The sequence below is a fragment of the Hyphomonas johnsonii MHS-2 genome (assembly GCF_000685275.1).
Taxonomy (GTDB): Bacteria; Pseudomonadota; Alphaproteobacteria; order Caulobacterales; family Hyphomonadaceae; genus Hyphomonas; species Hyphomonas johnsonii.
Genome location: NZ_ARYK01000007.1, coordinates 1 through 14,241, shown reverse-complemented (window position 1 = coordinate 14,241; position 14,241 = coordinate 1). Strand labels below are relative to the sequence as shown.

Below are 14,241 nucleotides of genomic sequence, written 5' to 3'. Positions count from 1 at the left end.
TACCTGATGCCTTATGGTGACATCATTGCCCGGAACGCTGAGGCGCCGGACCTCCGCCTCGCACGCCTGAACAGCGAATTGCGTGACGCGTCCGCTCAGACGATCCTGCGTGTGTCGATGATCCGCGAATGGCCGGACCGCATGACCTATGTGTCGAGCTTCGGTGCCGAAAGCGTCGCCATGCTGGCCCTGATCGCCGACGTCGACCCGTCGCTGCCAGTCGTCTTCCTCGATACCGGCATGCACTTCCCGCAGACGCTGGACCACCGCGACGAGGTGATCGAGCGCCTTGGCCTGACCGGTGTGCGGTCGATCCCGCCGAACGAGACAGAACGCAAGGTGCTGGATCCGAAGAACGATCTCTGGAAGACCGACACGGATGCCTGCTGCGCCCTGCGCAAGGTGCGCCCGCTGGAGCCTGCGCTTGAAGGCTTCTCGGCCTGGATCACCGGGCGCAAGCGCTTCCATGGCGGCGCGCGCATGTCGCTGCCGGTCTTCGAATTCGCCAATGGCCGCTACAAGATCAATCCGCTGGCCAACTGGACACCGGAAGATGTCGAACTGATGATCCAGCAACGGGGCCTGCCGCGCCATCCGCTGGTTGCGCAGGGCTATCCGTCGATCGGTTGCTGGCCGTGCACCAAGCCGGTCGCCGAGGGCGAAGATGTGCGGGCCGGGCGCTGGGCCGGCCAGAACAAGACCGAGTGCGGTCTGCATGTCGACAAGAGCGAACGTCCTAGGGTATTCTGAACCAGAACTACTTCGGGTGGGGCGTCACACCACGCATTCCCGTAGCGCCCTCTCCAGTCTGGAGGGGGCGTTTTCTTGTCAGGCCCTGGCCGCGAAGGCGTGGCCCAGCGCGATCGCGCCGGCCGTCGCCACGTTAATGCTGTCAAAGCCCGCCGCCATGGGGATACGCACCGGCACCGCCGCCGCGATCAGCTCAGCCGGCAGGCCCTGTCCCTCCGCGCCCAGCAGGATGGCCAGCCGGTCCGGCACGGGCAGCGACCCCAGCGGCGCGGCATCGGCCCGCGGCGTCATGGCCCACACGGTATAGCCTGCCGCCTGCGCTGCCTTCACCATCTCCGCCCCGCTGCCACCGTGCGCGAAGGGCAGCCACAGGCTCGCCCCGGACGACACCCGGATCGCCTTGCGATACAGCGGGTCACAGCATCGCCCGTCCAGCAGCACCGCATCGGCGCCGAACGCTGCCGCATTGCGGAAACACGCGCCGACATTGTCGTGATTGGACAGGTCCGACAGCATGAGGATTGTGGAGGGGAGGGGCTCATCCTGAGCGAAGTCGAAGGACGCGCCCCGCGCCGCCCGCGCCCGTCCTTCGACTTCGCTCAGGATGAGCGCTGCGTCCTGCTTCGCCTCTCCCTTCACCCCGCAGGCCAGAACGCCCCGGTGCATCGGGAATCCCGCCACATCGTCCATCACGTCCTGCGGTGCAACATAGACGGGCACGTCCTCCGGCACATGTGCCAGGATGTCCGCCAACGGTTCCAGTCGGGTTTCGCACAGGAACAGGCTCTCCACCTTGAACCGGGACCGCCGCAGCAGGGTCTCCAGCGTCACCTTGCCTTCGACAATGAACCGCCCGCCATGGCCGGACGTCAGGTCCTTCTCGCGGATCGAGGTGTACGGCGCGAGGCGCGGGTCGGCAGGATCGGCAATCGGAAGAATGGGCATCGGGACTGACCTTGTCAGGTATGGCTCAAAGGGTAGGAGTGTCTGACAGCCATGATCGAGGGGACGAGTTCATGTCAAATACACATCTGGTGTCGCGGATCGCCGTGTCGATCCTGTTTTTCCTTCTCTACGCGGCATTCCTGGTTGAAACAGGTGCACTGGTTGCGGAATTCGGCGCCGGCGGCATCGGCCTGCGGGTCGCATTCCTCGATTCCCAGAATTTCATCTTCTTCCCGATTGCGGGGCTTCTGGCGCTCGTCGCCTTCTGGAAACCCGCCGTGCTTCTGGTTGATGCGTTCGGGCGAGGCAAGCTTCGGTACGGGCGCCTGATCCTGGTCGCCAGCCTGCTTGTCTGTGGGGCGGCGGCCTGGGGCCTTGCCAGCCTGTTCAGCAGCTCGAATGCCCGGTCCGTCTTTGAAATCTCCCTGCCGGCGCTGAAGGCGGATCAGGGCGCGTCCGCAACAGACGGCGCGGCCGCGCGCGCGCCCGTCCTGGATGTGTTGGCGCGCATGAAAATCCTCTCGTCCGGCGAAGGCGGCCTGCCGGCCTACCAGTCGCAATGCGATCAGGAATGGCTGGAATATGCGACAGCGTCCGATACGCAGGCGCTGTGCTTCCCGGCGGGTGAAAGCCTGACGGTTCGCGCCTGTTGCCAGGCCAAGACGGCGTTCCGCGCCCATCTCAACACGCTGGCGACGGAGTCGCCGTCACGGCTGGCCACCGTCCACCGCTATATCCTGCCCGTGAAATGCTTCTTCCTGCTGCTGCTGATGGGAATCGGCATTCTTCTGGTGCGGTTCCGCAAGGGGCTTGAACGGATCTATGGCGGCGACTTTTCGCACATGTCCTTCGGCCTGGCCGTGGGCGGCGCCGTGATGCTGATCTGGCCCTTGCTGAACGCATCCTATCTGCAGACCATGTCACTGCTGACGGGGGGCGGGTCGTCGAGCGCCTACACCGTCGTGGCGCCGCTGATTGCGCTCGGTTTCGGTGTCTGGACACTGCTGCTGATATTCTTCCACCTGCGCGCCTATCCCAGCCAGATCGAATATGCCGCCAAGATCGGTGGCTTCGTGGCGGCCGCGATTGGTGTGTTCCGCTACGACGACATCACGATGTACCTGTCGCGCACCCTCGGGGTCGGCGGCAGTGTCGTGGCGATCATCGTGTTTGCCGTGGCGGTGATCGCACTCCTGCTCAGCATCCTGCTCGGCGTGGATCCGACCGATATCGACTTCAAGGAAAATCCCCGACAGGCGAGACCGCCTGCCGGGGATGAAAAAGACCAGGCCTGAGGCCGGTTCAGTTCGCCGCAGCGCCCGCTGAAACAGGCAGGCCCTGTTCCTTGGCCATGCGCTTCATCGCCTTTTGCAGCTTTTCGAACGCCCTGACCTCGATCTGCCGGATACGTTCGCGGCTGACATTGTAGGTCTCGGACAATTCTTCCAGCGTTTTCGGCTCTTCCGACAGGCGCCTTTCGGTCAGGATATGACGCTCGCGCTCGTTCAGGTCTTCCATCGCGTTCGCCAGAAGGTCCATGCGGGCGTCGTATTCCTGCTTGTCGGCAAAGTCGGCAGCCTGGCCCTGGTCGTCATCGGCCAGCCAGTCCTGCCACTCCATGTCGCCATCGGTGCCCATCGGCACGTTCAGCGAGGCGTCAGAGCCCGACATCCGGCCGTTCATCGAATACACTTCGGCTTCGGTGACGTTCAGCTTGTCGGCAATCAGCTTGGCCTGTTCAGGCTTCAGGTCGCCTTCGTCCAGCGCTTTCATCTCGCCTTTCAGGCGGCGCAGGTTGAAGAACAGCTTCTTCTGCGCGGCCGTCGTGCCGAGCTTCACCAGGCTCCACGAGCGCAGGATGTATTCCTGGATCGCGGCGCGGATCCACCACATCGCATAGGTCGCGAGGCGGAAGCCCTTTTCGGGGTCGAATTTCTTGACGGCCTGCATCAGGCCGACATTGCCCTCGGAGATCACTTCGGCCATCGGCAGGCCATAGCCGCGATAGCCCATGGCGATCTTCGCCACGAGGCGCAGGTGCGAGGTGACCATCTTTTCGGCCGCCTCGGTGTCATCATTCTCGAGCCACTTGCGGGCAAGCATGAACTCTTCGTTCTTCTCGAGCATCGGGAATTTGCGAATTTCGCTGAGGTAACGGCTGAGGCCCTGCTCAGGGCTGAGGGCGGCCGTACTGCGGGCAGAAACGGGATTTGCCATGATATTCTCCTCCTGTTGGAACCAACCCGCAGGTGCGGCGATGGTTTCCGGTTCAGACGTTCCGAGACAACCTATAGCCCCGCATGGCAGCAGCGTATTGTCCGGAAATGCGCATGTATGTCATCGCGCTGCAGCATAAATAACAATTAGGGCAGCAGTAGGGAAGGGGGAAGCCACGATTGCGTGAGCGCTCCCTTACAAATTCGTCACCCCGCCTGAAGCGGTATGGGCAGGCATGCGGGCTTGCCACAATCAGACCATGCCCGCGTTCAGGGCCAGGTTCGCTGCAATGGCGATAATAGCGGGTTTCGCTCCAAAAGGGAAGCGGATGCCGCCTGTCAGTCCGTCACCACGCGGTGCTCTTCAGCGAAATATTCGGCCGAGCGCATCTCATGCAGGCGGCTGGCCGTGCGCTGGAATTCGAAACTGCCGTCGCCGCCGGGATAGAGGGCGTCCGGTTCGGCTGCGGCGCTGGCCACCAGCTTCACACGGGCCTCGTACAGCTCGTCGATCAGGGTGACGAACCGGGCCGCTTCGTTGCGCTTGTCGGGCGACAGTGCAGGGATGCCTTCCAGGATCACTGTATGGAAATGCGATGCGACGGCATGATAGTCGCGCGCGCCCAGTGGCCGGGCACAGAGTTCGTCGAACGTGAAGCGCGCCACGCCGGCTGCCTCCCGGTTGACCTCCAGCTTGCGGCCCTTGATCGTCAGGGTGCAGTGCTGTGGCGTGGCGCCCAGTGTCAGGCGCTGCCAGGCCTTGTCCAGTGCCTTGGCCGATGCGTCGCCCAGCGGCGTGTACCAGACCGGTGCTTCCGACAGCCGGTCGAGGCGATAGTCGCGCTCTGCCGCGAGTTCGAAAACGTCGCAATGGGCTTTCAGGTGCTCGATGAAGGGCAGGAAAAGCGGCCGGTTGATGCCATCGGTATACAGGGCGTCCGGTGCGCGGTTGGATGTTGCGACCACTGTGACACCACGCGCGAACAGGGCGTCGAACAGGCGCGCCAGGATCATTGCGTCGGCAATCTGCGTGACCTGGAACTCGTCGAAGCAGAGCAGTTTCGCGCCGGAGGCGATCCGTTTCGCGGCTGGCGCGATCGGGTCATCCCCGGCTCCCCTGACACGCCATTGCGACCGCTTGCGCGCGCCGGAATCCATCGCCCGCCACTCGGCCAGCATGTCGTGGACGCTGCCCATGAATTCGTGGAAGTGGACCCGGCGTTTCGGCTCGACAGGTGCGGCCTCGAAGAACAGGTCCATCAGCATCGACTTGCCGCGCCCGACCCCGCCCCACAGGTACAGGCCCCGGACCGGGTCGGGGGTCAGGAACCAGCTGCGCCGCGCCAGCCGGCGCAATTCCCTGGCCAGCGCGTCGAGGCGGGCCGCGGCGGCGGCCTGCGCGCTGTCTTCGGAGATCACACCTTCTGCGATGCGGGCCTCGTAGCGTGCCAGCACGTTGCCCATGCGCACTCAGCCCAGCCGCCCGATGACCTGGTCGATCAGGTGACGCCAGGATTCGGGTCGCAGCAGCATGGCGATCGCGAGTCCTGTCAGGGCGCCGCCAAGGTGCGCGCCGTGCGCAACCATGGTCTGGTCACGCTGTGACAGGATGAAGCTGACGACGATGAATCCGACACCGAACACGATCGCCCACATCGGGATGGCGAAGAACAGGTAGAGCACGGCAAAGGGGAAGAACAGGCAGAAGCCTGACACCACGCCGGACGTGGCACCGGACGCGCCGACGGCGCGGTAATCAGGCTGGTTATGCTTGTCGGCAAATTCCCAGACATTGCCGCCCAGCAGCGAAGCGGAATACAGGATCAGGAACCCGCCCGACCCGAGATGCTGCTCCAGCACCTGCCCGAACATGTAGAGGACATACATGTTGATGAAGAGGTGAAGGCCGTTGACGTGGAGGAAGGCCGAGGTGACGAAGCGGTACCATTCCTCGCCCTGCCGGATCGGGGCGATCCAGAAGACATAGCGCTCAAAGAAGTCATGGTTGTTGAATGCCACAATGCTGGCGATCACGTTCAGGGCGATCAGCGTGTATGTGGCTGGATAAATGAGCAGTCCGTCCATGGTGCGGCAACTGTCCTTTGTTCATCCATAAAAGGGCAAAATCGCCCGGGCGCAATCTCCGGGCGACTTAGCAAGGTCATGTGGGGGTCGGCAAGCGCCCGATGGGCGCCCGGATCAGGCGGCGCGTGCCGGAATGGCGGCCGGGGGCATCTGTTCCAGCAGGAAGTCCTCGAACGTGTCGGGCCGCTGGATGAACCGGTTGAAGGGCAGGGTTGCCTTGAAAACGGCCTTGGGCGCGATGTTGGCGCCGCACCGGACGGCCGATTCGACGACCTGGTCGCGGGTGTCCATCGACGACACGACGGCGATCCGGTATTTGCCCATATTGGCCACGCGGGCGATCGTCATGTCGGGGTCCACGCTGTCGGGGAGGCCAAGGTCGAGCACGACAAGGTCGAAGCGCTCAAGGCGAAGGCGTGCCTCGGCTGCCATCAGATTCGGCGCCAACACGAGATCGACCTGGATGCGCGAGCGGGCAGCCTTGTCGGCGGCAATCGCCAACATGTCCCGCACCGGCTCGTGGTCTTCAACCCAAAGAACTTTCATATACTCTACCCCGAAGTGTTGCCTGATACCCGGGCGTCTGTGTTAACCAGCACCCGTCTTGGGTTCACATTGGCACGGGGGCCTTACGTCTTGGTAAAGCAGAACTTTCCGAAGTGTTGAAATCGCCACTGATTGCAGTTTTCGGGATTTTTTTTTGCGGGCGCATGGATGCCCTCTCCGCTTTCCGGTTTCACGGCTTGATGTATGCTCTGCCAGAGCGAAACGGGACATCATGAAGAATCGCCTGAGGCCATGACAGACGAGATCATTGCAGCTGCCCGGACAGACCGGCCCGTCTCTGCCTTTCACGAGGCCGAAACCGGCAATGATACGCATATTGTCGACGTGCTGATCGAGGAACGCTGCCCGAAATTGCGATCGAGCTGGTCCTGGCCGCTGGTTCGCCCGGTGCTCTACCAGATGCTCGGGTACCGCCGCGCCCGCCGCATGGCCGACCACATCGTCCAGCTGAACGGGCGGGAATCCTTCGACATGCTGTCCGGCCAGCTCGCCTTCGATCTCACGGTCGAGTCCATCGAACGGATGCCGAAGACCGGGCGCCTGATCGTCGCGGCCAACCATCCGACCGGCCTGGCGGACGGCGTTGCCGTCTGGGACCTGCTGAAACAGGTGCGCTCCGACATCGTCTTCTTCGCCAATGCCGACGCCGTGCGCGTCAATCCGAAATTCGATGACGTGATCATCCCGGTCGAATGGGTTGCCGCCAAGCGCACGCCGGCCAAGACGCGCGAAACCCTGAAGCGCGCTGCAGCGGCATTCACCGAGGAAAAATGCGTCGTCATCTTCCCGTCCGGCCGGCTTGCCCGGCGCGTCGACGGTGTGCTGCAGGAGAAGGACTGGTTCTCCACCGTGATCGGCCTTGCCCGCAAGCAGGCTGCGCCGATCCTGCCGCTCAATGTCGATGCCTGGAATTCGACACTCTATTACCTGTTCTGTGACCTGAACGACGAGTTGCGCGACATCACCCTGTTCCACGAACTGCTGAACAAGCGCGGTTCGAAATTCCGCATGACCTTCGGCCAGCTGATTCCTCCGGACCGGCTGCAGGGCGATTCCACCGCCCTCACAGAAAGCCTCAAACGCCACGTCGCCTATGAACTGCTGGCCGATGCGGACGCTGTCTTCAACCCTGGTTCGGCCTAGGACGATCCGTCTTGTGAACACGGAAACCCTCCGCACGTGCGGTGCGGGGTCCGGCACGAAATTCATCCATAGGCAGAATATCCGGCAATCCTAAATTCCTGTTCATCCTGCATTGCAAAACGATATGCGATAACGCCCTCACTGGGATGCTGGCGCCATAGGGGCGACGCGCTATCCGGTGGAACAGGGGCTGAATATGGAAGAATTCTGGAATAATCTGGTGGTGCAGGCGCAAACGTACGGGCCGAACCTCATCAAGGCGGCGCTCGTCATGATCGCCTTCATCATCGCGGCCATGATCGTACGATGGCTGGTCAGCGCGGCAATCGACAAGACCGGCCTGGCCAAGCGCGCCAACACGCTGAAATCGGCGGACAGCAAAAGCCTCGGCGCCAGCCTGTCGTCGGCCGCCTTCTGGATCATCATTCTGGTCGGTCTCATGCAGGCGCTCGCGATTGCCGGGGCGACACAGATCTCCGACGCGCTGAATGGCGTGATCGCGCCGATCATGGCCTATGGCGACAACATCATTGGTGCCGTCCTGGTCTTCGGCATTTTCCTGATCGTCGCGAATGTGGTGAAACAGGCGCTCTCGGCCATTCTCGTCTTCGCTGACGGATTGCCGGAACAGCTCGGTCTCGCTTCAGGGCCGGTCAAGGTGTCAGGCATCACTGCCACGATCGCCTCGGCCTTCATCGTGCTGATCGGTGCGATCACCGCCTTCGACGTGCTCGACATGGCGGCCATCTCGGATCCGGCCAACGCCTTGCTTGAAGACATTGTCGGTATCCTGCCGAACCTGCTGGCGGCCATCGTCATCCTTGGCATCTTCGCCATCGTGGCGCGCTTTGTCGGCAGCCTGATCGCCCGCGTCCTTCCCGGCATGGGCCTTGATGGGGCTGTCGCCGAACTCGGCATCCTCAAGGGCGCCGATTCCGGCCTCACGGCATCGGTCATTGCCTCGCGTGTCGCGCAGTTCTTCATCGTCCTGCTTGGCATGATCGCGGCGCTCAACGCCCTCGGCATCAACTCGCTCAGCTATGCGATGGACGTCGTCCTTTCGATGGGCACGCAGATCGTGTTCGGCGCGGTCATCATCTTCGCCGGTGTGTTCATCGCCCGCCTGGTCACCTCTGCCATGGCCTCGACCGGATCAGGCGCAACCGATGTGGCTGCCAACCTGGTCAAGTGGATCATCATCATCCTGTCGGTCATTCTCGGCATTTCGCGCATGGGCCTCGACCCGACAGGCGGCGAGTTCATTCTCAATGTCGCGCAATACCTCGTCATGGGCGGTGCAGCGGCGTTCGCCATCGCATTCGGCTGGGGTGGCAAGGACTGGGCGGCCCGCCAACTCGAAAGCTGGCGCGCCTCGCGCTAGGCCATCGGGCCCGCATTTTCGGAAAGGCCGCCTGTCGCAGGGCGGCCTTTTTCATTGCGCCCGGCCCGGATGCGCCTTATGGCCGCTCGCCATGCTCGAAATCATTCCTGAAACCCCCGCGATCCATGCCGAGGCCATCGAAGCCCTGTTCGATGCCACGTTCGGCCCCGGCCACTTTGCCAAGACGGCAGAGCGCCTGCGCGAATATTCCCGCTCGCTGCCGGACATTACCCGCCTTGCGGTTCTCGATGGCGAAGTGATCGCGGTCTGCCGTGTCTGGCCGCTGGTTGTGGGGCCGGCCCGGACGCGCGCCCTGTTCTACGGCCCGGTCGCTGTCGCGCCCGCGCACCAAGGCAGCCGCCTCGGCCTGACGGTGACAGGCGAGGCGCTGGAAGCGGGCAAGGGCGCCGGTTGGCCAGCTGCCGTGCTGATCGGTGCGCCGAAATATTTCGGTGAGATCGGATTCAAGGTGACGCCGAAGAACCAGCTCGCCTTCCACGGTCCCCAGGACCAGGCCCGCGTCATGGTCCGCGACCTGGCCGGCGATGCCAGTGCGCTCTCTGGGCTGGTCACGGCGCTTTAGAAGCGGCGCGTCCGCCTTGACTCCCTGCGGGCAACATCAGTGAATGCGGGGGGGAGACGCGCGGTGGGAAAAATCTTTTCAAGCCTGAGCTTCGTGATGGGCGTGCTGTCGCTCGTCATGCTTGCCAAGCAGGGGCTCGAACTCGGTTTCGTGGCGCCGCTCGAGACCGTGACCGAGTTCTACCGCAAGCTTGTCCAGGTCTTCCTCGGCTGGGCCGATGGGCCGCTCGGCTCTCTGGTCGCCCGCCTCGCCCCGCACGTCCCGGATATCCATCTGCAGCCGCACTGGAAGCACATCCTTGTGCCCATGTGGCTCTATGTCGGCGCCGATTGCCGCATCATGTGGAAAATCGGCCGCTTGCGTGCGGCCGTGTTTTTCGCGCTGACCGGGGGTCTGCTCGCCCTCCTGGCCAGCGTCGCGGCCGGGGCCGTGGCGGTGGACGACCCGCTGATGCGGCCGCTCCTGTTCCCGGTCGCCGCGCTGGTCGTCTTCAACTTCCTTCAGGCGATCTGGGACGCGCTGTTCAAGCCGGTTCCCGGGCGGACGCGCTGGCAAGTGTTCGGCCATTATGCGGGCTTGTTCGCGCTGGGCAATCTCGTCCTCGGCGCGGTCGTGGTGGCAGTCGGGCTGACGCTACAGGGGCTGGGCCTGCCGGGGGTCAATCTTGTCCTGCTGTTGGTGCTGGTCGGCCTGCTGGCCCTACGCGACATGTCGGTCGCCGCGCTTGGCGTTGAGGCTCGCCGCAAGCCTGATCAGACCTGGCGGCAATGTTTCTTGGCCATGGCCAATGTGCGCCTGGGCCTCGCGGTGTTCGCCACGCTGGGCGCGGCGCTGGCACTGCTCGGCTGCAATGCCGGTCTTGGCCTCGCCGGCATCTAGCCAGCCCGCGCCTGTCTATTCCGGCAGCAGGTATTCGGCTGGCAGGCCGTCAACATACAGTCCCTCATGGAACAGCTCGCCCTGCATGTCGCGCTCGGTGCCGGGCCCGTTGAGCAGGCCGTTCGCAAACAGGCCGGCCATCACGACATTGCTGTCGGGCAGGGTCAGCACGCCATAGCCTTCATACACGCCGTCCACCGTCTCGCCCTGGTAGCTCGCCATCAGGGCAGGGCCCTCGTAGATATCGTCGGCATATTGCTCGATCGGTGCATAGCCGGCGGCCACGGTGCGCGCCCTGGCTTCGGCGGCGCGTGCAGCCAGGATGTCGGCTGAGGGAAGGGCGGTCGCTGTCGCTTCCGCTTTCGGATCCACGGGCGCCACCGGTTCCTTTGGTGCCGGGGCTCTCGGCCCGCAGGCGACGCAGGTGGCCGCCAGCCCGACGACAAGACTCGTCCGTGCCCGTGTCATCATCCGCATCATGGTCTGCTCCTTCCCGGCGGCGCTATGTCAGCGCCGCGTGCATCAGGTCCAGCGCGTCCAGCGCGAACCGGCGCATGTTCGCGTCCCGGTCGGGAATGCCTGTCTCCAGCGTGCGCGACACTTCGAACCCGCCCGGCCCCGACAGGGCGACGCACGTATGCCCGGCCGCATCGCCATAGCCGTTGCCCTCCGGCCCTGCTGCACCGGTCTCCGACAGGCCCCAGTCGGCACCGAGCTTGCCGCGGATCGTCCGCGCCAGCAGCAGTGCATAGGGCTCGGTCGACGAGCGCATACCGGCAATGTCGTCGCGGCCAAGGCCCAGCAGGCCCTTGAACGCCGCCGGCGCATAGATCACCCCGCCACCCCGGTAATAGGCCGACGCCCCGGGCACCGCCAAGAGGGCCGCCGACACGAGGCCGCCCGACGAGGATTCGGCAATCGCGACCGTTTCGCGGCGCGCCTTCAGCTGGGTGCCGATCTCCGCAGCAAGGGGCAACAATGTTTCCATTGTCCCCATCAAGCAGCCCTTCACCCGCAGGGCAAGGCGGGTGGTCCCATGCGCGCGCAATTGCCAATAACGCTTGCACGGCATATTGACCAAAGCGGGCCGGCTTGTGCATGGGAGTGACAAATGACGGATCTGCGCCTGATCCTTTATTTCGAAGTGGTCTACCGCCTGCTGAGCTTTTCGCGGGCTGCCGAGGAGCTGCACCTGACGCACTCGGCCGTCACCCGCGCCATCAAGTCGCTGGAAGATGCCTGGGGCACCCAGCTGTTCTACCGCACCACCCGGTCCGTCGTGCCCACCGAGGCCGGCGAGCGCCTCTATCCGATGGCCGTCGAGCTGCTCGCCTTTGCCGAGACCGTTCATCACGAAACTGTGTCTGGCGACCGGGAGTTGAAACTTGTCGGCGGGCCGATTGCCTTCGACATCCTGCTGCCGACGGCGATTCTGGCATTCTCCGAGGCCTTGCCGCAGGTGCGCATGCGGGCCGATGTCATGCCGCCGCACGCGGCCATAGAGGAACTCGTCCAGCGCCGCGTCCATGTCGTGCTGTTCAACATGTCGACGCTCCAGGCGATGCCGCATGCCGGGCGCCTGCAGTTCCAGGAGATCATGACCGACGATTTCATCATGGCCTGCCGGCCCGGCCACCCGGCGCTCGACGCGGCGGACGATCTTGCCCGGCTTCTGGAGTTCCCGTGGGCCTTTCCGGGCTATCTCCACTATCTCGATGGCCAGTTGCCGCCCGGCCTGACGAAGATGATGGAGCGGGCCGGCGCGCCGCACTACACGCTCTACAGCCCGACCGCCTGCATGAACCTGTCAATGATCTCGGATGTGATGACCATCGTGCCGCTCTCGCTGGCGACGGCCCACCTGCAGGCCGGCCACGTCGTCGGCCGGCGCGTGCCGGGCGTGCCGAAATACCATCTCGGCGCCGCTTTCCGCCGCGAGGCCGACCTCGAGCCGAACATCCGGCACTTTCTCGACTGCCTGTCCACCGCGGCCCGCGAGATGGAACGCAGCAATGCCGAGCGGATGAAGAGTTTCAACTAGAGAGAGAAGCATCATGCGCTTGTGCGCCCTATGCGCAAATTCGCAAGTATTACTCACTTGTTCTCATTAGTGGCCTGCGATACGCCTGTCCTGCCTTTGCAATGTGGTGCGTCCCCCACCCAGTTCTACATTGCAGTCCAGGGCATGTTGTCAGGCAGCATTATCCCCGCTGCCTGGCAACACTAGTGGGTGCCCGCCCGGCCCGCGCCGGCCCCATCCTCACGCGTTCCGGCACCTGCCGCCCCCTGCGGGGCAGGGCAGTCGTACGCCCGCTTCCTTTGACTCTTGCCATGACCATCCATACAGCATCGCCCGGGCGGCACAGGCGAATCAGGGCTGGCCGCTGACCGGTTCGAACAGGATGGCCCGCACGATGAGACCCTGGATCGCCCTGGCTGCCAGCCTTGTCCTTGCCGGCTGCAACGCCAACAGCCGCGATAGCGTGACCTTCAGCTGCGAAGCAAAGGACGACGCCCGGCCTGGCGACAGCCGCCGCGTCGTCTTCCGCTTCGAGGACCGCTTCCTGTTCATCCGCACCGACACGGGCGGCACCGACAATGTCTGCACGCAGGACCGGACACGCCTCTGCGACGTGAAGATGACCGCCGACACGCTGACCCTGCGCCAGGAGGTCGAACGCCCCTATTGCGGCTGGCGCCCGCTGGTCAGCACCACGCTCGACATCGACCGCCACTCGGGCGCCTTCACCTTCACCCAGCAAGGCTGCGAACCCGACGAAGACATGCGCCTGACCGGCCACTGCGAAATGACCCTGCACGATTGAGCGGATGTTGGGGGAGGGGGCCGCGCCAGCGCCTGCTGCCGGCCATCCAGGGCGGCGCACTAAGGGAAACCCCTGAGGTATGACGCCCGGATTTGCGTGTAGACAGGCGCGGGTCGGACTGTGTCTGGCGGCAATCGAGGAAGACAGGTCATGACAGATACAGCCAAGCCAATGGTCCGCGAGGCCGTCGGGGTTTTTCAAACCGAGAAAAGCATGCAGGCGGCGATTGACGAATTGCTGACCAATGGGTTCAACCGCGCGGAAATCACCCTGCTCGCATCGACAGAGGCCGTCGAGGCCAAGCTCGGTCACAGCTACAAATCGGTGAAAGCGCTCGAAGACGATCCCGACGCCGCCACTATCGCCTATGCCACGATCGAGGGGCCGGGTGCCGCCGAAGGCGCGGTCATCGGCACGCTTGCCTATCTCGGGGCCCTGGCGGCATTTGTGCCGATTGTCGCCGGTGGCGGCGCGCTCGCGGCGGCGCTCATCGCGCTGGGCGTCGGCGGCGGAACCGGTGTCACGATCGGCGCCCTCCTGGCGCGGCTGATCGAGAAACACCACGCAGACTATATTGCCGACGAACTCTCGCATGGCGGCCTGGTTCTCTGGGTGCGCACCTGGAATGCCGCCGACGAAGCCACGGCAACCCGGATTCTCAAGGCGCATTCCGGCGCCGATGTCCATGTCCACGGCCTGCCGGACATCGACACCCAGGGCTGAACCCTGCAAGGCCATTTCAGGACAATGCGTTGCGCATGACAATGCAGGGTGAGTCGCGCGCAGCGCTACCTACCAACCGGTCTTGCCCTCTCCCCACCACAATCCAACCTCACACCACCCCGCGTTATACTGCCTCCCATGACT

The 14,241-nt window shown here is 64.2% G+C and carries 16 protein-coding genes; 9 read left to right on the top strand and 7 right to left on the bottom strand.

Annotation, left to right across the window (positions count from 1 at the left end):
- Positions 1–6: 6 nt before the first annotated feature.
- The gene (locus HJO_RS13595) at positions 7–750 is read left to right on the top strand and encodes a phosphoadenylyl-sulfate reductase (RefSeq protein ID WP_035617855.1); all 744 of its coding nucleotides are present in this window, start codon (positions 7–9) and stop codon (positions 748–750) included.
- 78 nt (positions 751–828) lie between these two features.
- Here HJO_RS13595 and HJO_RS13590 read toward each other — a convergent pair whose 3' ends face one another.
- Positions 829–1,695 carry a TrmH family RNA methyltransferase gene (locus HJO_RS13590; protein ID WP_035617854.1) on the bottom strand — a complete coding sequence of 289 codons (867 nt, stop codon included), beginning with the start codon at positions 1,693–1,695 and terminating at the stop codon, positions 829–831.
- 71 nt (positions 1,696–1,766) lie between these two features.
- On the opposite strand from HJO_RS13590, the gene HJO_RS13585 reads away from it, so the two are divergent.
- Entirely contained in the window at positions 1,767–2,990 is a 1,224-nt protein-coding gene (locus HJO_RS13585; protein ID WP_035617851.1) for a hypothetical protein, read from the top strand.
- A 7-nt stretch (positions 2,991–2,997) separates the two neighbouring features.
- Here the strand turns inward: HJO_RS13585 and rpoH are convergent, their stop codons facing one another.
- From rpoH to HJO_RS13565, 4 genes are all read right to left on the bottom strand, one after another.
- Complete coding sequence (rpoH, locus tag HJO_RS13580) at positions 2,998–3,912, bottom strand: RNA polymerase sigma factor RpoH (RefSeq protein ID WP_035617850.1); 915 nt, start codon at positions 3,910–3,912, stop codon at positions 2,998–3,000.
- 338 nt (positions 3,913–4,250) lie between these two features.
- Positions 4,251–5,375 carry a cell division protein ZapE gene (gene zapE, locus HJO_RS13575; protein WP_035617848.1) on the bottom strand — a complete coding sequence of 375 codons (1,125 nt, stop codon included), beginning with the start codon at positions 5,373–5,375 and terminating at the stop codon, positions 4,251–4,253.
- Between the two features lie 6 nt (positions 5,376–5,381).
- Positions 5,382–5,996: a rhomboid family intramembrane serine protease gene (locus HJO_RS13570; protein WP_051618620.1), complete on the bottom strand. Its 615-nt coding sequence runs from the start codon at positions 5,994–5,996 to the stop codon at positions 5,382–5,384.
- Between the two features lie 114 nt (positions 5,997–6,110).
- On the bottom strand, positions 6,111–6,542 hold the full coding sequence (locus tag HJO_RS13565; protein WP_035617846.1) for a response regulator: 432 nt from the start codon (positions 6,540–6,542) through the stop codon (positions 6,111–6,113).
- A 252-nt stretch (positions 6,543–6,794) separates the two neighbouring features.
- Here HJO_RS13565 and HJO_RS13560 point away from each other — a divergent pair, with 252 nt between their 5' ends.
- The 4 genes from HJO_RS13560 (at position 6,795) to HJO_RS13545 (ending at position 10,549) form a co-directional block, all read left to right on the top strand.
- Positions 6,795–7,706, top strand: coding sequence for a 1-acyl-sn-glycerol-3-phosphate acyltransferase (locus tag HJO_RS13560; RefSeq protein WP_035618062.1), 912 nt, complete (start codon positions 6,795–6,797; stop codon positions 7,704–7,706).
- Positions 7,707–7,902: 196 nt separating this feature from the next.
- Complete coding sequence (locus tag HJO_RS13555; RefSeq protein WP_035617844.1) at positions 7,903–9,087, top strand: mechanosensitive ion channel; 1,185 nt, start codon at positions 7,903–7,905, stop codon at positions 9,085–9,087.
- 91 nt (positions 9,088–9,178) lie between these two features.
- A complete protein-coding gene (locus tag HJO_RS13550) occupies positions 9,179–9,670 on the top strand; it encodes a GNAT family N-acetyltransferase (RefSeq protein WP_035617843.1) in 492 nt (163 codons plus the stop codon).
- 63 nt (positions 9,671–9,733) lie between these two features.
- Complete coding sequence (locus HJO_RS13545; protein ID WP_156945664.1) at positions 9,734–10,549, top strand: hypothetical protein; 816 nt, start codon at positions 9,734–9,736, stop codon at positions 10,547–10,549.
- Between the two features lie 15 nt (positions 10,550–10,564).
- Here HJO_RS13545 and HJO_RS13540 read toward each other — a convergent pair whose 3' ends face one another.
- Positions 10,565–11,029: an MORN repeat-containing protein gene (locus HJO_RS13540; protein ID WP_156945662.1), complete on the bottom strand. Its 465-nt coding sequence runs from the start codon at positions 11,027–11,029 to the stop codon at positions 10,565–10,567.
- A gap of 22 nt (positions 11,030–11,051) precedes the next feature.
- Positions 11,052–11,537, bottom strand: a complete 486-nt coding sequence (locus HJO_RS13535) for a CinA family protein (protein ID WP_035617837.1) — start codon at positions 11,535–11,537, stop codon at positions 11,052–11,054.
- A 123-nt stretch (positions 11,538–11,660) separates the two neighbouring features.
- On the opposite strand from HJO_RS13535, the gene HJO_RS13530 reads away from it, so the two are divergent.
- From HJO_RS13530 to HJO_RS13520, 3 genes are all read left to right on the top strand, one after another.
- Positions 11,661–12,590, top strand: a complete 930-nt coding sequence (locus tag HJO_RS13530; RefSeq protein ID WP_035617835.1) for a LysR family transcriptional regulator — start codon at positions 11,661–11,663, stop codon at positions 12,588–12,590.
- A 373-nt stretch (positions 12,591–12,963) separates the two neighbouring features.
- Positions 12,964–13,374 carry a hypothetical protein gene (locus HJO_RS13525; RefSeq protein ID WP_156945661.1) on the top strand — a complete coding sequence of 137 codons (411 nt, stop codon included), beginning with the start codon at positions 12,964–12,966 and terminating at the stop codon, positions 13,372–13,374.
- 150 nt (positions 13,375–13,524) lie between these two features.
- Positions 13,525–14,097 carry a hypothetical protein gene (locus HJO_RS13520; RefSeq protein ID WP_035617831.1) on the top strand — a complete coding sequence of 191 codons (573 nt, stop codon included), beginning with the start codon at positions 13,525–13,527 and terminating at the stop codon, positions 14,095–14,097.
- Positions 14,098–14,241: the final 144 nt, after the last annotated feature.